Genomic DNA, 21,287 nt, shown 5'->3' on the forward strand with positions numbered 1-21,287 from the left:
TAAATCATTTAAAAGTGAATAAAATGAGCTAAAATATCGTAAAGTAAGTCTTTTTTTGGTTAAATGTAAGGTAGCAACAAGAGAAGGTATCTATCGCTTAAAAACTTTTTTTCAAAAAAAATTTGGTGGTAAATTATTTTTAATACTTTTGTCTACTTATTCTATAGACTTTATGTTATTTATGATTTTAACTACTTCGCCTCAACACATCGTTAACTACATACAACAAGCCTGTTGTTGTTAATTGTCGATTGAATACTTATTCAATATTCCTCATTTTTTAATTATTAATTTTTCAACCCAACAAACACTTTATAAACTCAAGATGAAACTTATAATCCATATGAGAAAACTTCTACTCATCATTCTCTTAATTTCTACGTCTGCGGCATTTGCGCAGAATACCCTAACAGGTGTGGTTAAAGACAGCAAAGGTGCTGTTGTACCACATGCTTCTGTAATCATAAGAGGTACTAACACCGGCGTAAGCGCAGACGAAAACGGTCAATTTACTTTAAAACCTACTGTAGATGCGCCGTTTTATATCAGAATTAGCTCTGTTGGTTTTAAACCGCAGGATTTCCAAATATTGAGCGTTCAAAGCACTACTGTCGAGTTTACCCTGGTAGGCGATGATCAGTTACAAGAAATTGTAGTAGTATCAAGAAGACGCCAGGAGCTTTTGCAAGATGTACCTATCCCCATTTCAGTAATTGGTGGTGCGCAGATTGATAAAGCAGGTGCGTTTAACGTTAACCGTGTGAAAGAGCTAGTACCGTCTTTGCAGTTATATACTTCTAACCCACGTAATACAGGTATCAACATTCGTGGTATTGGTTCACCATTTGGTTTAACTAATGACGGTTTAGATCCGGGCGTTGGTTTTTATGTAGACGGTGTGTACTATGCGCGCCCTGCTGCTGCAACGCTTGATTTTATCGACGTTGATAATATAGAAGTATTACGCGGCCCTCAAGGAACCTTGTTTGGTAAAAACACTGCTGCCGGTGCTATTAACATTACCACCCGTAAAGCCAGCTTTACACCGGGTATCTCATTAGAAAGTAGCTTTGGTAACTATGGCTACGTGCAAACAAAAGCATCGGTTACAGGCCCTTTAAACAAAGAGTTTGCATTACGCCTGTCTTTCTCAGGTACACAACGCGATGGTTTGATACAAAATGTTAAAACACAGGTGCCATTGAATGATATCAATAATTTAGGTGGCCGTGCGCAGGTGCTTTTCCAACCGTCTGACAAAGCTACTATTACTTTAACAGGCGATTTGTCGAATCAAAATCCGAATGGCTATGCGCAGGTAGTTGCAGGTGTTGCACCAACATTGCGAGCAGGCTATCGTCAGTTCAACTCAATTATTGCTGATTTAGGTTATAAACTACCTACAACAAATCCGTTTTCGCGTATTGTAGACCAGGATGCTCCATGGAGATCTGGTAACAAATTAGGTGGTGTAGCCTTAAATGGTGATTTTAAAATAGGAGGTGGTACATTAACTACCACTACTGCATGGCGCTTTTGGGATTGGAACCCATCTAATGACCGCGACTTTACCGGCTTACCGGTGTTAACCAAATCTCAAAATCCATCAACACAACACCAGGAGTCTGAAGAGATTCGTTATGCCGGCGATTTAACTGATCATTTGAGCGGCGTAATTGGTTTATATTATCTGGATCAAAAAGTCACTACCACGGGTAGAGAAGAAGCCGGTTCGGCAGAATGGCGCTTTGCACAAAGCACTACTAATACTGCGCAATGGAAAACACCAGGTCTGTTTGAAGGTTACGGCATATCAACCAATTCTTGGATCAAATCTCAAACTGCTGCCGTATTTGGTAACTTAGACTGGAAAATTGGCGATGCTTTCCATATTGACCCGGGAGTTCGTATCAACTACGATAAAAAAGACGTTTACTATAACAGGGTAGCAAATGGCGGTATTACTATAACCGACCCTACGCTTCTTGGTTTCAGAAACGCTTTGTACAGCAGCCAGTTCTATACTACTAACTTTGACGAGAAGAACTTTACCTACCAGGTAACGGCTTCTTATCGTCCAAATAAAACCATTAATGCGTTTGCTACTTATTCAACCAGCTACAAACCATCAGGTGTTAACGTAGGCGGCTTGCCGGTTATTAATAATGCACCTGCACTTGATCTGGCGGTAATTAAACCGGAAAAAACGCAACACTATGAATTTGGCGCTAAAACCAATCCGGCTGACAACTTTACTTTAAACATCACGTTCCATAACTCTGATATTAAAGATTACCAGACTAACGTTCAAACACCAGATCCGGGTGTGAACCGTGGTTATTTAGCTACTGCCGAGAAGGTCAACGTAAAAGGCGTAGAGTTAGACGCAAATTACCAGGCCAACAGAAACTTTGCGTTCTATGCTTCTGGTGCTTATACCGATGCTAAATACGTTAAGTTTACCAACGCACCGCTTCCTTTAGAGCAAACAGGCTTAACCGTAAACGGTACAGCTGTTTACTATGAAGATATTTCTGGCACACAGCTTCCTGGGGTTTCAAAATGGACAACTTCGGCAGGTGGTGAGTATTCTACCGATGCGAAATTCATCAGCGACGACTCTAAATTCTTTGTTGGTTTAGATGACTATTTCCGTACCCGTTTCTCTTCAAGCCCGACACCTTCAAAATATTTGAACATTGCCGGTTACACTTTGGTTAATGCCCGTTTAGGCTTCAGAGCCGCCCATGGTATCTCTGCTTACATATGGGGTCGTAACATATTCAACCAAAACTACTACGAGCAATTATTACCTGCTACAGGTAACGCCGGCCAATACGCAGGTGTACTTGGCGATCAAAGAACATATGGTATCACCTTACGCTACGTATTATAGTAGCTAAGCAAAAGAACTTTTCTTTTACGTAGGTTAAATGTTAAGCGGGTCCGGATTTAATTCCGGCCCGCTTTTTTGCTGATTGAATACTGGTTTATTTTATGCTAATAATGGCGTTGCCTGCGGCCGGGCTTTTCATTCATACGCCTGCGAGGCATTAGGCGCATGGCCGGTATCCATTTCAATCCCTAACGCGGGGACTCACCCAGTCTTTGCTTCGCTCGACCACCCTCTCTTCCGCAAGCGGAAAGAGGGTTATAAAAGATATTGTCATTGCGAGGAGGAACGACGAAGCAATCGCACGCGTTTAAGCCGTCCTCCTTGCGATTGCCACGCTACGCTCGCAATGACAAGAATTTTTCACCCTCTTTCCGCCAACGGTGAAGAGAGGGTCGCGCAGCGTAGTCGGGGTGAGTCCACCGCTGTACCCATCAAAAACAGGTACACAGCTTGTTGGTGACAATACCAGCAAGGGCATCAACAGATTTTGCCGTTATCTATTTAACCTCCGGAAGTTAAATGCATAAGCTATTTTGAAACTGGCAATGGCTGTTGTTCCGTTGCCGGTTTGAGGAGGGATGTCGATAATGGTAGTGTTTAAGGTAAATTCAAGCGTGCTGTGATTATCTAGATTAAGATTATATCCAACAGCTCCCGCGCCGCCCAAACCGGCATTAGCGAGATCTTCATTGCCGCCGGCTGCGAACAAAACAGGCCCTGCCTTTGCAAAAAAGTCCTGGTAGAAATAATATTTGACCGATGCGCTCAAATAGAACAAATCAATGCTGCTTTTTCTGGTATAGCTGCCTGAGATCTCGTTTTTCGAGCGGTCAATCCCCAAATGGTCATAACCCAATGCGGGTACTATCGCTAATTTATCCGAGATGGCAATAGTGCCCTGAAATATAAATCCACGGCCAAACTCATAATCGCCGGAGTATGGCTTGTTGATACTATAACCAAAACTTACGTTACTTCGCGCCTGGCCGTAGCTATTGCTTACGCCGCTAACAATAACCAACACAAAGCCGGCAATTTTTAAGAGAGACATTTTCATATACGCAGATAGATATTCAAATATCAGGAAAAGTGTCTTTTTAATTTAATTTATTCGATATTAAATATTAACCGTTTGATAAAGGTTAATTTTATGATGATAATGTCAGCGAGCCGGAGATTGCCACGCTCGTTCCTCGCTCGCAATGACGTGGAGTACATAGTGTATAAACAAAAAAAGGCCCGGAATAAATCCCCGGGCCTTAAAAAAATATATGTATTTGATTGGTTAGTCTGCTACGTTGCGAAACATCACGGCACCAACGGTAACGTTGGTACGGCTGTCAATAATGATGGCGCCACCGTTGGCTTTGTTTTCTTCGTAAGGATCAAAGGCTATTGGGTCGGCAGTCTTGATGATGATCCGGCCTATGTCGTTTAGTTTAAAATCTTCAGCACTCTCTTTTTCAAGGGTATTAATATTCACCTTGTAAAGCGTCTCCTGGATCTTGCAGCGCGTTACCTTGCTATTATGTTGTATAAAGTAGGTATGCGTGGTATCCAAAGCGCGGGTATCCATCCAGCATAGATCGGCCTCAATAAGCTGCGAAACCAACGGCTGGTAATTGCTGTTAACCAGTATATCGCCGCGGCTTATGTCAATCTCGTCCGCCAGGTGCATCGTGATAGACATACCTGCAGTAGCCTCTTCCGGCTCATTTTCAAACACCTCAATCTTGCTGATAGTCGATGTAAAGCCGGATGGCAATACGGTCACTTTATCATTTACCTTGAATGATCCGCTTGAAACGCGACCTGCATAACCACGATAATCATGCAATTCGTCTGTCTGCGGGCGTACCACCCATTGCACCGGGAAACGTGCGTGTTCTGTGCTGGTGTCAACGGCTAGTTCAACCGTTTCCAGGAAGTGCAGCAGGCTCTCGCCGCTGTACCAAGGCATATTGGTTGAATTGTTTACAATGTTGTCGCCTTTAAGTGCGCTTACAGGCAAATAATGCACGTTCTTTAAACCTACCTTGCCGGCTAGTACTTTGTAGTCGGCTACTATTTTGTTGTAGGTTTCTTCGCTATAGTCTACCATGTCCATTTTGTTAATGGCTAACACTACCTGCTGAATCCCCAGTAAAGACACCAGGAAAGAGTGACGTATAGTTTGCTCAATAACACCTTTACGCGCATCAACCAAAATTATGGCCAGGTTAGCGTTCGAGGCGCCGGTTACCATGTTACGGGTATACTGGATATGCCCCGGGGTATCGGCTATGATGAACTTGCGTTTATCAGTCTGAAAATACTTGTAAGCAACATCGATAGTGATACCTTGCTCGCGCTCAGCTTTAAGGCCGTCGGTTAAAATGGCAAGATCAATGGTGCCGTCGTCGTTTTTACGGTTTGACGCCTGTAATGCCTCTAATTGGTCAAGCAGGATAGAATCGCTATCGTACAATAAACGACCAATCAACGTGCTCTTACCGTCGTCGACACTGCCTGCGGTTAAAAATTTTAATATATCCATGAACTCTCTCGACGCCGCTTGCGCGACGTCATACTATTATTTGGTTGGTTTGTTACAGTATTAATTGCCCTAGAAGGGCAGGAGGCCTAAAAATAACCGCCCTTTTTGCGATCTTCCATCGCAGCTTCCGAAACTTTGTCGTCCATACGGGCGCCGCGTTCGCTTATTTTAGAAGCGCTTATTTCGTCAATGATATCATCAATCAAAAATGCGTCAGATGCTACGGCTGCGGTGCAAGTCATGTCGCCTACGGTGCGGAAACGCACAGTGCGACGCTCAATCACATCATCAGCATCCATATTCAATACCTCGTTGGCTGCCATTAACTGACCGTTACGGATAATGGTATCGCGCTCATGCGCAAAATAGATTGATGGTAGCTCTATATTTTCTCTGCGGATGTAATTCCAAACGTCTAACTCGGTCCAGTTACTTATAGGGAACACACGAACGTTTTCGCCTTTATGGATTTTGCCATTATAGACATCCCAAAGTTCAGGACGCTGGCGTTTTGGATCCCATTGGCCAAACTCATCGCGTACTGAAAAAATACGTTCTTTAGCACGGGCCTTTTCCTCATCGCGACGGGCGCCGCCTATACAAGCATCAAACTTATGTTCGGCAATAGTATCTAACAACGTAACAGTTTGCAAAGCATTACGGCTTGCATTCTTGCCTTTTTGCTCTACAACTTTACCTTGATCAATAGAATCCTGCACGTTGCCCACAATCAGCCTTTCGCCTAAGCGTTTAACCATGGCATCGCGGTATTCGATAGTCTCAACAAAATTGTGGCCGGTATCAATATGTACCAGCGGAAAAGGAAATTTACCCGGACGGAAAGCTTTCTCAGCCAAACGTACTAAAGTGATCGAATCTTTTCCTCCTGAAAATAATAGCGCAGGGCGCTCAAACTGGCCGGCTACTTCGCGCAGAATGTGTATTGCTTCTGCTTCAAGTTGGTCTAAATAGTCCAGCTGATTATGTTTACTCATGTTGGTTGGTTACAGTTATTACATAAGCGTTTACAGTCGCTTATACAATAATTACTTATTATCAATTATTAACTCGTGCAGTCCGCATTCTTTTTTGGATTGGTCTTCCCACCACCAGCGTCCTGCTCTAAAATCTTCGCCCTCTTGTATCGCTCTTGTGCATGGTTGGCACCCAATACTTGGGAAACCGCGGTCATGCAGTGTATTGTAAGGTATGTTATATTGTTTGATGTATGCTTTTACATCGGCTAAAGTCCAGTCAAAAACAGGGTGGAACTTTACCAGGTTATGTGGCTCGTCCCATTCTACATTATGCATGTCGTGACGGTTAACAGACTGCTCGGCACGGATACCGGTAATCCAAACTTTATTGCCCGCAAGCGCCCGGTTTAAAGGTTCAACTTTACGGATACCACAGCACTCTTTACGATTCTCTACCGATTCATAAAAACTGCTTGGGCCTTTCTCATTCAGCATTTTCTCAACAGCTTCATGCTGCGGATAGTAAGCAAAAATAGTCTTGCCATAGATTTCCATGGTGCGGTTCCACACATAATAGGTCTCCGGGAAAATACGGCCAGTTTCCAAAGTGAATACTTTGATAGGCAGGTTATTGGCGAAGATCATGTGCGTTATAGCCTGATCTTCCCAGCCGAAGCTGCTCGAAAAAACAACTTGCCCCGGAAACTCATCGGCTAATTTAGTTAACGCAGCAATAGGATCAAGACCTGCTGTTAACTGTTTGATATTTTCTGCCTGGGTGCTCATTATATAATCTTCATTGCAAAGGTAACAATGCTTTTTAAACTTATCAGAACAACTATAACCGCTACCGATATCATAATAGCTTTAGTTGAAATTTTGTTAGAGATCTTAGCTGCTATAGGCGACGCCAAAGCGCTACCAAATACTAATCCGGCTACTGCTTCCCAATGTTTGCCGTTTAGCATGGTGATGAACGTAAGCGAGCTCATTAAAGCGATAAAAAATCGCGATAGCTTAACAGTACCTAATGAGAAACGTGCATTACGGCCACCGGCTATCAGCGCTGATAATACAATAGAGCCCCAGCCACCACCGCCAACCGCGTCAATAAATCCGCCGCCAAAACCTAATAACCTTATTCGCTTGATTTTCTTTGGGCGTTCTGTTCTTTTACGTTTTAGATTAATCGCTTTAAAGAAAATTACCACACCCAAAATAAGCGTGTATAGCGACACAAATGGTTTCGAATAAGCACTGTAATGTTCAAGTGATGATAATATATAGGCACCGCTTACCGCACCTATGATACCGGGTACAAGTAACAGCCAAAACAACTTCCAGTTAATGTTGCCCATGCGGTAATGCATCCAACCGGCAATGCCGTTGCTCATAATCTCTGACAAATGCACACCCATACTTGCTGAAGCGGGAGGGATGCCCATTGATAATGAAAATGTGGTTGAAGTAACACCGTAGGACATACCAATAGCGCCGTCAATCAACCCAAATACAAAGCCAGCGGCTAAGAAATAATAAAATATAGGGTTGATATGCTGAACGTAAGTTTTAAACGCAGGCTCGTTGAACCATAATGCTGTGCCTGCTACAGCAATGGCAAACACCAGCGATAGCCAGATTAACCACTTCAAGTTCTTTGGTTTGTTTTGCCGTTCAACCAGTACAGACGTTGCTTTATTTAGCTTTTTTACTTTATCGGTAAAATCACCCGATAGCGTTTCGCGTAGCTGACTCATATGCTTTAACGAGTCGTCCAATTCCTGAGGGATGCTTTCGTCCAATACTTCGCGTAAGCGTTTAGCTATAGTAGGCGATTTACCATTGGTCGAGATACCGATTTTTAGGTCGCCTTTTTGGACGATAGAACCCAGGTAAAAATCGCATAAGTCAGGTTTGTCTGCTACGTTGATTAACAGTTTACGCTGATGCGCAGAATCGCGGATATAGGCGTTTAGTATAGAATCATCCGTAGCGGCAATAACCAGGTCCGCAGTGTCCAGATCATCATCACTGAAAGCTTTTTCAATAATTTTTATAGCAGGATAAGTTGCTGATAGGTCATAAACGCCTTGAATTACAGATTTGGCAATAATGGTTACGCGCGCTTGCTGGCTATTATGTAAAATAGCGTTCAGCTTTTCCAGGCCAACATTGCCGGCACCGATCAGTACGGTATGCAACTTATTCAATTTTAAAAAAACCGGGAACAACTGGTTGCCGCTGTTTTTCTCGTCCTGCACTGTAATCGTTTCGTTATTTTCTGATAGCAACGCCATATAAATGATTTATTACGATTGCAATACAGTTTCTCTTTTAGCTTTTACGTTAGCCAAAAATTCTGTAGCCAAAGCTTTGTAACGGGTAGCAAATTCTTCAGATGGTTCGTGTTGGTTAATTTGAGTAACTAACTCGTTAAAGTTGTCGCCGTTCAAAGCAAACTCCCCGGTAGCAACATATTGAGCATCAAACTCTTTCATGATACCAATCTGTGTGCTGGAGTTAACGCCCTTATCTAACAATAACGCTTTTGCCGAGTTAATAAATACGTTGTATGAGTGGTAAATAGCATCTGCCCAGGCACCACCTTTGAAAGATTCATTTGCCCATTCTAATTTCTCGTCACTTTCATAAAGCAAAGTAGCTACCAGGTCAATTACTACGCCGGCACATTCGCCTACACCAATTGCTTTTTCATAGCTTTCTACATGGCCCCAGTCCACAAAATCTTCATCGGTTAAGGTGGTCAGATCTGCCAATGGTTTCAGCATTTGATAGAAATAGTCTTTACCCTGGCGGTCGTAATAGTCATTAAAAAGTTCGTTCTCTATAGAATTAGCTTTATAATCATCTAACAGATCTCTTAATACTTGTGTAGCACGTTTTGCAGGGATCTTGATCACACGGTCGCCGGCACGGCCAACGCCATCGCCAACAACACCACCGCCCAGCATTACCTGCATTGACGGCAATACCTTAGCACCGGCTTTTAATGAGCTGCCATGGAAACCAATATGCGCCATGCTATGCTGACCGCATGAATTCATACAGCCGCTTATTTTTATAGTAATATCGCGATTATAAATCAGATCTTCATATTCGTTATAGATCAGATCTTCCAATACACGTGCAAAAGTCATACTGTTGGAGATACCAAGGTTACAGGTATCGGTACCCGGGCAGGTGGTTACATCGGCAACGCTGTCAAAACCCGGAGCAGCCATGCCTAGTTCGGCCAGGCCGTTATATAGGGTTGCAAATGCCTCTTTACGAACATACTTTAACAATAAACCCTGGTTCTGCGTAACGCGGATCTCGTCGCCGGCTAAAGGTTGCAATAAGGCAACTAGTTTGCGGGCTTTATCAGTTGGGATATCGCCGGTTTGTACTTTGATGTACACACCGTAAAAACCTTTTTGCTTTTGCTCAAATACGTTGGTAGCCAACCATTGCTCATAACCCAGCGGATTACTGATGGTTACATCGCCAAATTGTTGCTCGGCAGGTAAAGCAGGCACTTCAACCGCTTCAATATCTATTTTGTAAGATTTTGTTTTGTTTGCTGTTCTTTCAACCTGCATTAAGCGCAATACTTCCTCCAAACCATATTTCTGGATAACATATTTAAAACGCGCTTTATTACGGTTATTACGCTCACCATAACGGTCAAACACACGGATAGCTGACTCTGTATAAGGAATCAACTGATCTTCAGGTAAAAATTCTTCAACGATATTAGCCAGGATAGGTTGTGCACCCAGGCCACCGCCCAGCATCACTTTAAAACCACGCTCGCCTTTTTCATTTATCTTAGGGATAAAGCCCAGATCATGTATAAATGAGAACGCGGTATCCTGATCATTTGCCGAGAAAGAAATTTTGAATTTACGCGGCATATCCTGGTTAACCGGATTGCGTAATAAATAATCAAAAGTACCGTAAGCATATGGCGAAACGTCAAATGGCTCATTCGGGTCGATACCGGCAGTAGGAGAGGCTGTAACATTACGTACGGTATTACCGCAAGCTTCGCGAAGTGTTACATCGTCTTTTTCAAGATCGGCCCAAAGTTGGGGCGTTCTGTCTAAACTAACGTAGTGTATTTGTATATCCTGGCGGGTAGTTAAGTGCAGGTTGCGGCTTGCATATTCGTCTGATACTTCAGCAATGCGCAGTAGTTGTTTAAAGGTTACTTTTCCAAACGGTAGCTTAATGCGCACCATCTGTACGCCCGGCTGGCGTTGGCCATAGATCCCCCTGGCTAAACGTAAACTTCTAAATTTCTCATCATTAATTTTTCCTTCACGAAATTCGCGGATCTTCTTTTCAAGATTGATTATATCTTGTTCAACAACTGGATTTTCGAGCTCTGTTCTAAAGCTTTGCATAGACTTAAATCTGGTATAAAATTAAGGCCTCTGTTCATAACCGGAACGAGGTATTTATTACTTTCCAAATATACCTATAGTATATGGAACTGGTAGAATATAATTTAAAAAACGTGAATTTTAACAATCAGATGAATAATCAACTTAAACGTTGATCAGCTTGGTTTCGCGGGCAATCACATCGGCAATACTGGTTTCTGACAGTATTTTAAGCGTGGCATCGCGCACATCAACAAACACATCGCGTATGCCACAACTAACCTCAGAGTGGCATTCGTCGCACTTATGATAAAAATTTAAACTGGCGCAAGGCAACATAGCCACCGGTCCGTCAGTAATGCGCAGAATACTTACCAGGTAAATATCTTTTGGATCTTTATTTAAAGCGTAACCGCCTCCGGCGCCTTTTTTACTGTATAGAAAGCCGGCGTTACGCATATCGAGCAATATTTGTTCAAGAAATTTTTTTGGTATACGTTCTTGTTCTGCAATTTTCGAGATCTGCATAGGAGGTTTGTCCATGTTCTTCCCAAGGATCACTAATGCTTTGATAGCATATTTAGTTTTTTTCGATAGCATTTTTAAATTTAATAACCCGCAAATATAACTAATGGAATTAAGAATACCGATTTACTATACTTATTTTACAATTGAATCAGAGTGACCTAAACTCTTGTTAGGGTTAACTTTATCGCGCACCAGCTGTTTCAATTCTTTGACCTCGGGGAAACGCCCTTGTTCTTTACGGTCAAACAATTTTTCGTTATTGATGCTGATATTATAACGCCCGGCAATTTCACTGGGGTGTAAGGTTACGCCATACAAATCGTCCTCAAAAGTGGTAAGTAGTTCTTGCGCCATATAAGCTGCACGTAACAGCCAATGGCATTTTGGGCAATATTCAATGGTTATGGTTGGTTTCATGGGCGGTCAATGATAAATCGTTATTCAAATTTACAGATTAAATCATGATGAATAAATGGCGGAGGATCTTTATCTGTTTTTCATGGGTTTATACAAGTGTTAATTAAATGCGGTTTTGTTAATAAAATCCAATAGACAGTACCAAAGTAATTGCTAATTTCGAAACAGCTATATTTAATGCTTGCAGACGATGAGATCTAACCTAAATAAAGTATTTTTTTTGGTACTAATGCTGTTCTGTTTTTCATGCTCTAACTACAGTAAATTACCTTATTTTCAGGATCTTGACCATAAAAAAATATCAGAAGAAAGCATTAATAATTACTCGCCGTTTAAGATACAAGGCGGCGATCTGCTGGGCATTACCGTTGCCAGTTTAACTCCCGAAAACGAGTTTAACACTAATGAACGTATTACAGGCACCAACTTACCCAATGCAAGTACCTCCAGGGCTAATGTTCCACAAGGTACTGATAATGCAAATCCAAATCCGGTTTATGGGTATAGAGTTAACCAGGACGGCGAGATCGTTGTCCCTTACTTAGGTAAACTAAAAGTAAGCGGGATGACTACTGATGAGATTGCTGCCAAACTGGCCCCGCAATTAGAGCAATATCTTAAACAACCGGTAGTGAGTGTCCGTGTATTAAATTTTAAAGTTTCTGTTTTGGGCGATGTGCTTAGGCCGGATGTATTTAGTGTACAAAACGAGCGTATCACTATTATGGAGGCACTTGGCCTTGCCGGCGACCTGAATATCACCGCTAAACGTAAGAACGTATTATTAATAAGAGAAGTTGATGGCAAACGTCAATACTTGCCGATAGACCTTACATCGAAAAATATTTTTTCATCGCCCTATTATTATTTACGAAATAACGACGTGATATACGTTGAGCCTGATCGTATCAAATACGCTCCGCTTGATTTGGGATATCGTTCATTGAACACCACTTTGGCCGTTATCTCGGCGCTTGGAGTTATCGTAACCTCTTATTTTTTATACCACAACAGTAAATAAGAATATATACGTAAATGCGTGTTGTTTAATGGTATCTATGCTTGCCGCGATATCAAATCACGGTGCGAGACATTCTGTATAACTTGATTTGACACCTAGAAATCATTCGATCTTTATCGGTGCAAATAACCCACACCCGCCACTATGTAACAAACTTGTGGGAAACAATTCCACACTTTGTGGAAGTAAACCTTTGGTTAATTCCCACACTGCAAAAAAATGTACATAAATTACAGCTTAAAATGCTGTTTTTAAGCTATTTAATACATTGATATAATTTAGGTGTAGTATTTGCCTTACAAGCAATATACTTAACACCCCTAATTATGGCACCGTTTGTTTTAGAAGACATTTTAAAATATTCAACTGTAGACGTTTTGGACTATGCTGTTTTTAATAGCAGCCTTAACAAAATCAATTTCGACACAAAATGCCTGATATCTACGGTTAATCAATACTCATATATGGTTGCCGAAAAAGATGAAGCATTTAAAAAAGCGCTGATATCTTCTGACATATTATTACCCGATGGTGTTGGCATCGTTGCAGCTGCAAAGATGTTGAATGGTGAAACAGTAAAGAAAATTGCCGGTGCCGACATCCATCAACACTTATTACAAAAGCTAAATGAGGAGGGAGGTAGCTGCTTTTATTTAGGTGCTTCTGAAAATACGTTGGCGTTAATAAAAAAACGCCTTTCAACAGAATACCCTAAAATTAAAGTAGGCAGTTATTCGCCGCCCTTTAAGGCCGAATTTAACGCCGAAGAGGATGCTGCAATGATTGATGCGGTTAATGCTTTTAAACCACAGGTACTGTTTATTGGCATGACCGCTCCTAAACAAGAAAAATGGGCCGCTAAGTACAAAGACCAATTAGATGCTACTGTTATTTGTGCCATAGGCGCTGTATTTGATTTTTATGCCGAAACAGTAACACGCCCCTCAGAGTTCTGGATCAATCTGGGACTTGAGTGGGCTGTGCGTTTGGCCAAAGAACCCAAACGTATGGCCAGACGTTACCTTTACTACGGGCCCTTATTTGTGTACGAGTTATTTAAGGCCAAACTAACGTCGGTTTTTCATAAGCCGGGCGCCCGCAAACATAGCGTTGTGCGCCCGCATGCCATTGCCTGATAAAACTTATATATAACGATCAGAGCGCCCTCAAGTAATACAGGGGCGCTTTTTTTATTAAAAACACTAGCTAAATATTCTATGTTTTACTTGGCTAACTAAAATTAGTTTGTTTAACTTAGGTGCTGTTTTTGCCCATATCGTAATAAACAACCAACCGCTAAATATGGCAGGATATAATCTTGATGATGTCTTAAAATATTCTACAGTAGACGTATTAGATTATTCGATCTTTAACAGTAGTCTCAGTAAGCTTAATTTTGATAAAAAGACCCTGATAACCACGGTTAATCAGTACTCTTATATGATTGCCGAAAAAGACGAAGATTTCAAAAAAGCGCTTATCGGTTCTGATATATTACTGCCCGACGGCGTGGGTATAGTTGCCGCTGCAAAAATGATGACCGGTGATAACGTAAAGAAAATTGCGGGGGCCGATATCCATCAATATCTTTTACAAAAACTTAACCAGGAAGGTGCAAGTTGTTTTTACCTGGGAGCCTCAGAAAGTACTTTAGAGCTGATCAAGAAACGTTTGGCTAAAGACTATCCAAAGATTAAAGTGGGCTCTTATTCTCCGCCTTTTAAAGCCGAGTTTAGCGACGAAGAGAACCAGGGCATGATTGATGCTGTAAACGCTTTTAAACCAAAAGTTTTATTTGTGGGGATGACTGCGCCAAAGCAAGAAAAATGGTCATATAGATTTAAAGATCAATTAGATACAACGATTATATGTGCTATAGGTGCAGTATTTGATTTCTATGCCGAGACCATAACCCGTCCCTCTGATTTTTGGGTAAACCTGGGATTAGAGTGGGCCGTTAGATTGGCAAAAGAACCTAAACGTATGGCTAAAAGATACCTTTACTACGGCCCCGCGTTTGTGTTTGAGCTGGTAAAGGCAAAGCTTGGTTTTTCTAATTAGATTATGATATAAAACAAGAAAGCCGTTTCGGATTTCCGGAACGGCTTCTTGTTTTAGCTCCTTAGGGCTACTTATCCAGCCCACCGCGACGATTAGCTTTAACAGGTTCGGGCCATTTAATGCCCTGAACCTTAATATTCTTGGTTTTCTCAGGATCTTCGCTAGCCATGTATACCAGTATGGCTGTCAGGATAGCATTGTTTCTCAGATCATCAAAAACCAACTTATCATAAGTATCGCGATTGGTATGCCAGGTATAAGCACCGTAGGACCAATTTAACGAGCTTAATTCAAATCCCGGGGCACCAACCGCGTCAAACGAGGCAAAGTCAGACCCGCCACCACCTGGCTTACCCGGAAAGTCTAACTTAATTCTATTTTTAATAGTATCAGGCACCGGCGCTAACCAACGGGTGAAGAAATCTTTAGAATCCTCATAACCTGCTCCGGATATATTCATAACCCGCCCGGTACCATTATCCTGGTTAAAAAGAACCTGCAGGTTTTTAACTATTTCGGGATGATCCTCAACAAAAGCGCGCGAGCCGTTTAAGCCCTCTTCTTCGCTGGCCCAGTGACCTACCAAAATGGTGCGTTTTGGGTGCGGGTAAAACTTCTTCAACAAACGCATGGCTTCCATCATGGTTAACGTTCCGGTACCATTATCAGTAGCGCCTGTGCCGCCATCCCAAGAGTCGAAATGTGCAGATAGCATTACATATTCATCGGGTTTTTCGGTTCCTTTAATTTCGGCAATGGTGTTAAAGGTTGGCACTTCGCCTAATTCTTTTGATTCGGTATGTAAACTAAGGGTAGGAGGAGTGCCGGCTTCTGTTAAACGGTAAAGCACGCCGTAATCCTCTAATGCAACATCAACCGTAGGCACTTTTTTAGTATAAGCGCTAAATATTTTATCGACTCCAAAACCGGCCGACCAATAATTGCTGATAATACCAACAGCGCCTGCGTTTTCTAATGCAACAGGCAACGTACGCGAAGTATAGCCAGTTTTTTTGATACGGGCCGTCCATGCCGTAGCCATAGCTTTGCGGTTATTATTCATTTTGTCGATAGACTCTTTCAAACCAAACTCCTTCCAGTTATCGTCCGGGCGGCCGGTTGGCTGGCACATCGAGATTAACACGATTTTGCCTTTAACATTAGGCAGCCATTTTTGAAAAGCGGTAGAATCCGCCAGGTCAGGAATAATAATAGTCTCTGCAGTTACTGTCTTCTTGCCCATACCCGGACTCCAGCACAATTGGGTGCCTTCCAGAGATTTTACCCGCGGCGAGATCATGTCGATATGGCTAATGCCACGTTCCCAGCCGCGCCATACACCCCAGTTTTCTTTTTTGGCAGCAATGTCCCAGCTTTTGTATTTAGCTACGGCCCAATCGCCGGCCTTATCCATTTGAGGCGTACCCACCAGGCGCGGGCCTACGCCGTCGAAAAGTTCTTGAGCTAATTTTTGTAATTGTGAATTGTTTGTTTCTTCCTGCATAATGCCATCAACGACAGATTGTGGTGATTGTGCAAAGGATGCGCTTCCAATAAAAATACCGGCTATAGCGAGGCCGATTTTTAAGCGATAGTTTTTACGATAAGTAAGATCAGTTTTCATGAACACAAAATAAAAATTTGTGTTGAACTACGCTAATTTATTTTGATTGATGACTTAACCGAACTACCGCTGAAAGATTTCCGGATACTTACGGATGAAATATACAGGCGTACAGCTCCAGGCATGACAGTAACTGTTAACAGGGAAGAAGCCGTAAGGCGATTTAAAGTCATCGTTAGGATCATATACTTCCCAGAACGTATCAGCACCTTTTTTTATCATCCCACCCCAATAATCAATCATGGCTTGTTTAGCTTCGGCATCTAAGCCGCTCGCAATCAGCGCAGCTATATAATAGTGATACATGTAAGGCGCGCCGGGTTTAACCGCATTACTGACGCCTGGTAAAGCTTTTAATGCGCGCTGCGCTTCGGGTTTTGAAGCAACTCCGCTCAATATCATCCAGGCCTGGCTGCCGTAGGAGATTTGTTTATCCTTTCCACTTACAAACAGTCCTGAACTTTTATCATACAAGTTCTTGTGCGCTGCATCTTTTAATTTTTTCGCGAAAGCAGGAAGATCGGCCACTTCTGATTCTTTACCTAATAGTTTAGCCAACTCATAAGTTTGGTTAAGGGTGAAAATAGTAATACCCTGTAAGGGCGCCTGCTTATCAAGGCCATCTTTCCAATCAAAAAACACCCACCATTCGCGGTTAGCTTTTTCGTAATCCATCATGCCATCAGGCAAGGCATATTTTCGGGCTATATCCAATTGTTTTTTAGCGACGGGCCAAAGGTCAAGCCCGGTTTGTTTGTCGCCGGTAGCGGCTACATATTCTTTTAGCGCCACATTATACAAAAAGCAATAATCAAGCAAATCGGTTTTCTGCGCATGTGGTTCGGGGTACTCAAAAACATCGGCATTTAGTAAACCATCATCATTAGCTAATCCCGCTAACATGTAAAGGCAACGTTTAGTGAGCTTATCGTTATGAAACGAATAATTATTGGCCAGCGATTCCAGGTAAGTATCGCCAATCCATAAGCGACGGTCGCGCTTGGGGCCGTCTTCATAAACCGTTTGCATGCATTCTTTTAAGGTGTTTAAACCAACCCTGTCAATATCTTTAATTACAGGTGAGGTGCTGGCCGAAAGGGCAGAAGGTGTAACGGTAACTGACGTGCTTGCTTTAAAACTAATATCAGCAATACCGAATTCAAAATTAGACGATGAACCCAGCCAGTCGATCTTTAAATACCTGAAAGCAACCCTGCGGGGGATAGTTATAGTCGCAGGTAAAACAGTAACGGTAATAGTTTCGTCCTGCAGCCAGGCGCGGCTCAAGCCTCCGGGATAAGGATCAAAGGGCGTCATCAACTCTGCGGGCACTTCGCCGAAAGTTAGTTTTAACCTTAACGGTGCATCCATATCGCTGCGGCGGGTTTTTAGGGTAATGGTGCAATAGCCAGTCAAATGTTCGCCAAAATCAACCACAATGCCGCTATTCTTTTTGTTAAACGATGAATTGTATAGTTGATCCATGCCGCCCGCGCTAACCGCCTTCCATCCCTGGAAAGCAGATGCATCTTTTTCCATGCGGACTATGCCTATCGGTTTCTTAATAGTCTCTTGTAAAACCGGTTTAAACTCTTCGGCCTTTTTGAGCCAATCTTTGCGATAAGCGGCATAAACATCTTGTGCGCAAACCTGGGTGATAGAGACTGCGACTGAACAAATTGTTAAGGCAATGAAGTAGTGAATGGATTTAAAAGATGACATTGTTGATTTAGTTTTAATTATTCCAAACAGAACGTACTTCAGAAACGGTTAACAACTTAATATTCAAACCATCCTTGTCGCCAAAAGACAAGCCCGTATTATTAGTTGATGGCTTTAAGTTTTTAACGATATAACGACGGCCATGATTGACAAATATTTCTGATGATGTTTTATCGATCAATATTTCCAAAGTATTATCATTCGGGTTAAGCTCCGCCGCAGGTAAGTTTAGTAGTTCTTCACCATTATAACTGATCATCAAGCGGCGGCCTTTTTCAATTTTCAAATCGGCTTTTACATGAAGCAAGCCGGATTTAATATCGGCCAATTTTTTATCGGCAGTTTCGGCGGATATATTTTTCCAGGTTATAGTATTTGCATCCAGTTTTTCAATTTCTTTGATGGGATTAGCTACCAACTTAAGTTTGCCATCATCAGTAGTAATCGAAAACTCAGTTGGAAATAACATCATCTGCGTAAAGGGCATGCCCTGGTGCTGCGCCCGGCCCCAGGCTATCTGTACACGGCGGCCATCGGGCATATTCGAGAACGAATTGGTAGCGTACAACATATCGTCCCCGCCCCAGGAGCGGCCCTCGGCATAACGCATTTTTGGCGTTTCGGGGGTAAAGGTTTTTCCATCAAAAGTGCCGATCATATAATCGGCGCTACCACCATGCAGCACCCATTTCTTATTGGATATATTACCATCAACAGGTAACTCAAAAAAGTCCGGGCATTCGTACAACCCTTGTACATGGCTCTGCTTTTTCCAGCTCTTCATATCCTTTGAATTGTAGATAGACAGGCCATCGCGCTCAAATAAAACCATTACCCAGGTTTGGGTTGGTTCATAATAAAAAACCTTGGGATCGCGGGTGTCTTTGCTGTCTACATCCCAGTTGCTGTCCAACACTGGGTTACCTTTGTATCGATGATAAGTTTTGCCACCATCGATACTGTAAGCGATGCACTGCACCTGCTTAAAGGATGTGAGATCATAGGCTGTATAATATATCACCAAAGCGTTTTTGCCAAATCCACCATCATTGTTTTTATCAATGACCGATGAGCCTGACCATGGAGAACCAAGACTATCCAACATCAGCGCAGGCGCGTGTTCGGTCCAGTGCAGCATATCTTTACTGGTAGCATGGCCCCAATACATATAGCCGGTATTCCATGATAAACCAAATGGGAATGCCTGCCAATACATGTGATAAGTGCCATTGATATAAATTAATCCGTTAATATCATTGCTCCAACCACGCTTAACTGTAAAATGAAATTGCGGACGGTAGCTTTCTTTGTACAAACTGTCGCTGCCGTTTATTTTGTCGTCCTGGTAAATCCGTTTGATGTCCTTTATCTTAGCAGGACACGATAATGTAACCGCTTTTCCTTTAAATTCGGTTACGTCTATATAGATCCAATAATCTGTGGTACCCTCGGCCAGTTGCACCGGGAACTCGCGCAAACTCTTGCCGCCGACATTGATTTTGATCAGTTTCATGCGTGCCTGGCGGCCCACGGGAATATTAAGATATTGTTTTTGTATGATGATCTTAAGGTCGGTAGCCGAAGCTGTTAAAACAGAGATAGACAATAAAACCACTAAAAGTAATTTCTTAGTTACAGGCCAAATATTATTAGGATTACATTTCATTTTCAAAAATTTAACAAACTTTTATAGATTCCAAATTAAGCAAATTACCCAGCTTCATAATTTTTGAGGCAATATGCCCTTTGCCAATGGCACAATGATGGGCGGGTCCATACGCGTTCCAGCTTTCCACAAAAGCACGTGCACCGATAGCAAATTTATAGCGGCTATTGGTATTACCGATCTCCAAAATAGGTCCTGGCACAGATTCAGCTTCAGCAATTAGCAACATGATCTTATTGTCTGCAGTCTCGACTACCGATAGCAATGTTACCGGCCCATGCTTTACCGACATTTCGACCGACAAACCTTTGCCTACCTTGCCGTGGTAAACCTGCAGCGGTTTTACTTTTATTTTGCCTTCGGCGATGGCGGGATGGCAGGGGCCGTCATGACCCATTAAAACCACATCGTCGTTAAAATCCATAGCATAGTATTCGGTAAATGAACCGCCCGCGCCAAAGCTGTCCATGATCTTCATGGCTTGCACATTCTTGATCTCATACTCGCCGGCTACCGGGATATGGTTACCGGTCAGCAACGAGGTGCCCAAAATCACCGAACTCATGGTATCTTCATTAGTTGCATTACCGCTGCCTTTGTGATAATAAGCAATGGAGCCAAGGTTGTATTTGTAGACAAGTTTGTCCAATGCTACAGCCGTCAAAGCAGCGCGTTTCACTTCATCCTCCGGGCAATCTGATTGTACATCAAACCATTTTTGGATGGTGGCAATCTTATCAGTTATTTCCGTTTGGGTGACATCACCTTTCAGGCCCGACAACTCATCTACCTCAATAATTTCAATATGCCCGCCAAAAGTGGCGCATTGCAGCGTAAGATTAGCGTAGATGTCCAGCATGCCACCATAATAATTACCCATTACACCCAACGTATTGTAGTACATCGCATTAGCCACTTTAGTTGCAGCTACCCATTCTTCAACCTCGCGCCACACATGCGGGTCATCATTCAGCAGCCCGGTAATTTGGTAAAAGGGAATACCAGATCGTTTAAATACATTGGCAATTTCAGGCACCGGGCAAGCAGAACAGTAGGCCAGCCATTCGCCTGTCATTTTGGTACGGTCATTTAAATTATTGAAAGTTTTATAGTCGATAGCTGCTTCAGGAGCCAGGTTTAAAACAATTACCGGCACCCCGGATTTTTTAACTGCCGGCAACACTGTTGACGATAAAGCATAAGTAGTTACGTACAAAAATATCAGCTCAACATCTTCACGTTTAAAGGTTCTGCCGGCTTCAAAAGCTTTTTGTGCATTATCTATTAAACCAAGATTTACAACTTCAATATCAAATTGATTTAATTTATTCCCCACCAGGTCGACATAGCCGCGAAGGCGTTGTTCTAATCCCTCGAACTGATCCCAATAAGTATCCAACCCAATGCCGAAAAGGCCAATTTTTACCGGTTGTGTATTTTTAGATGCTGACATT

The 21,287-nt window shown here is 42.4% G+C and carries 16 protein-coding genes; 4 read left to right on the plus strand and 12 right to left on the minus strand.

The genetic code is table 11. The features are described from left to right. The first annotated feature begins 343 nt into the window (after positions 1 to 343). The gene (locus tag HB679_RS03530; protein ID WP_214070550.1) at positions 344 to 2,896 is read left to right on the plus strand and encodes a TonB-dependent receptor; all 2,553 of its coding nucleotides are present in this window, start codon (positions 344 to 346) and stop codon (positions 2,894 to 2,896) included. Between the two features lie 493 nt (positions 2,897 to 3,389). Here HB679_RS03530 and HB679_RS03535 read toward each other — a convergent pair whose 3' ends face one another. From HB679_RS03535 to HB679_RS03570, 8 genes are all read right to left on the minus strand, one after another. Next, positions 3,390 to 3,953 carry a hypothetical protein gene (locus HB679_RS03535; protein WP_214070551.1) on the minus strand — a complete coding sequence of 188 codons (564 nt, stop codon included), beginning with the start codon at positions 3,951 to 3,953 and terminating at the stop codon, positions 3,390 to 3,392. A 228-nt stretch (positions 3,954 to 4,181) separates the two neighbouring features. After that, the gene (locus HB679_RS03540; protein WP_214070552.1) at positions 4,182 to 5,432 is read right to left on the minus strand and encodes a GTP-binding protein; all 1,251 of its coding nucleotides are present in this window, start codon (positions 5,430 to 5,432) and stop codon (positions 4,182 to 4,184) included. 86 nt (positions 5,433 to 5,518) lie between these two features. Then, on the minus strand, positions 5,519 to 6,427 hold the full coding sequence (gene cysD / locus HB679_RS03545) for a sulfate adenylyltransferase subunit CysD (protein ID WP_214070553.1): 909 nt from the start codon (positions 6,425 to 6,427) through the stop codon (positions 5,519 to 5,521). A 51-nt stretch (positions 6,428 to 6,478) separates the two neighbouring features. Next, entirely contained in the window at positions 6,479 to 7,195 is a 717-nt protein-coding gene (locus HB679_RS03550; RefSeq protein WP_214070554.1) for a phosphoadenylyl-sulfate reductase, read from the minus strand. Continuing rightward, positions 7,195 to 8,706 carry a TSUP family transporter gene (locus HB679_RS03555; protein WP_214070555.1) on the minus strand — a complete coding sequence of 504 codons (1,512 nt, stop codon included), beginning with the start codon at positions 8,704 to 8,706 and terminating at the stop codon, positions 7,195 to 7,197. The genes HB679_RS03550 and HB679_RS03555 overlap by 1 nt, the downstream gene beginning before the upstream one ends. A gap of 12 nt (positions 8,707 to 8,718) precedes the next feature. Continuing rightward, the gene (locus tag HB679_RS03560; protein ID WP_214070556.1) at positions 8,719 to 10,815 is read right to left on the minus strand and encodes a HEPN domain-containing protein; all 2,097 of its coding nucleotides are present in this window, start codon (positions 10,813 to 10,815) and stop codon (positions 8,719 to 8,721) included. A 144-nt stretch (positions 10,816 to 10,959) separates the two neighbouring features. Then, a complete protein-coding gene (locus tag HB679_RS03565) occupies positions 10,960 to 11,394 on the minus strand; it encodes an Rrf2 family transcriptional regulator (RefSeq protein WP_214070557.1) in 435 nt (144 codons plus the stop codon). A gap of 60 nt (positions 11,395 to 11,454) precedes the next feature. Next, positions 11,455 to 11,739 (minus strand): SelT/SelW/SelH family protein, encoded by a 285-nt coding sequence (locus tag HB679_RS03570; RefSeq protein WP_214070558.1) that lies wholly within the window; start codon positions 11,737 to 11,739, stop codon positions 11,455 to 11,457. Positions 11,740 to 11,929: 190 nt separating this feature from the next. On the opposite strand from HB679_RS03570, the gene HB679_RS03575 reads away from it, so the two are divergent. The 3 genes from HB679_RS03575 (at position 11,930) to HB679_RS03585 (ending at position 14,821) form a co-directional block, all read left to right on the plus strand. Continuing rightward, complete coding sequence (locus HB679_RS03575) at positions 11,930 to 12,760, plus strand: polysaccharide biosynthesis/export family protein (protein WP_214070559.1); 831 nt, start codon at positions 11,930 to 11,932, stop codon at positions 12,758 to 12,760. A 326-nt stretch (positions 12,761 to 13,086) separates the two neighbouring features. After that, on the plus strand, positions 13,087 to 13,896 hold the full coding sequence (locus tag HB679_RS03580; RefSeq protein ID WP_214070560.1) for a WecB/TagA/CpsF family glycosyltransferase: 810 nt from the start codon (positions 13,087 to 13,089) through the stop codon (positions 13,894 to 13,896). Between the two features lie 166 nt (positions 13,897 to 14,062). Next, positions 14,063 to 14,821, plus strand: a complete 759-nt coding sequence (locus tag HB679_RS03585) for a WecB/TagA/CpsF family glycosyltransferase (RefSeq protein ID WP_214070561.1) — start codon at positions 14,063 to 14,065, stop codon at positions 14,819 to 14,821. 67 nt (positions 14,822 to 14,888) lie between these two features. Here HB679_RS03585 and HB679_RS03590 read toward each other — a convergent pair whose 3' ends face one another. The 4 genes from HB679_RS03590 to HB679_RS03605 all read right to left on the minus strand — a co-directional run bounded on the left by HB679_RS03590 (position 14,889) and on the right by HB679_RS03605 (position 21,286). Beyond that, on the minus strand, positions 14,889 to 16,445 hold the full coding sequence (locus HB679_RS03590; RefSeq protein ID WP_214070562.1) for a M20/M25/M40 family metallo-hydrolase: 1,557 nt from the start codon (positions 16,443 to 16,445) through the stop codon (positions 14,889 to 14,891). 63 nt (positions 16,446 to 16,508) lie between these two features. Further along, entirely contained in the window at positions 16,509 to 18,167 is a 1,659-nt protein-coding gene (locus HB679_RS03595) for a glycoside hydrolase (RefSeq protein WP_214070563.1), read from the minus strand. A 13-nt stretch (positions 18,168 to 18,180) separates the two neighbouring features. Further along, the gene (locus HB679_RS03600; protein WP_214070564.1) at positions 18,181 to 19,833 is read right to left on the minus strand and encodes a DUF4980 domain-containing protein; all 1,653 of its coding nucleotides are present in this window, start codon (positions 19,831 to 19,833) and stop codon (positions 18,181 to 18,183) included. Positions 19,834 to 19,843: 10 nt separating this feature from the next. Next, on the minus strand, positions 19,844 to 21,286 hold the full coding sequence (locus tag HB679_RS03605; RefSeq protein WP_214070565.1) for an arabinose isomerase: 1,443 nt from the start codon (positions 21,284 to 21,286) through the stop codon (positions 19,844 to 19,846). Position 21,287 lies beyond the last annotated feature (1 nt).

It is taken from the genome of Mucilaginibacter sp. dw_454 (assembly GCF_018449775.1).
In the GTDB taxonomy this organism is placed as follows: Bacteria; Bacteroidota; Bacteroidia; order Sphingobacteriales; family Sphingobacteriaceae; genus Mucilaginibacter.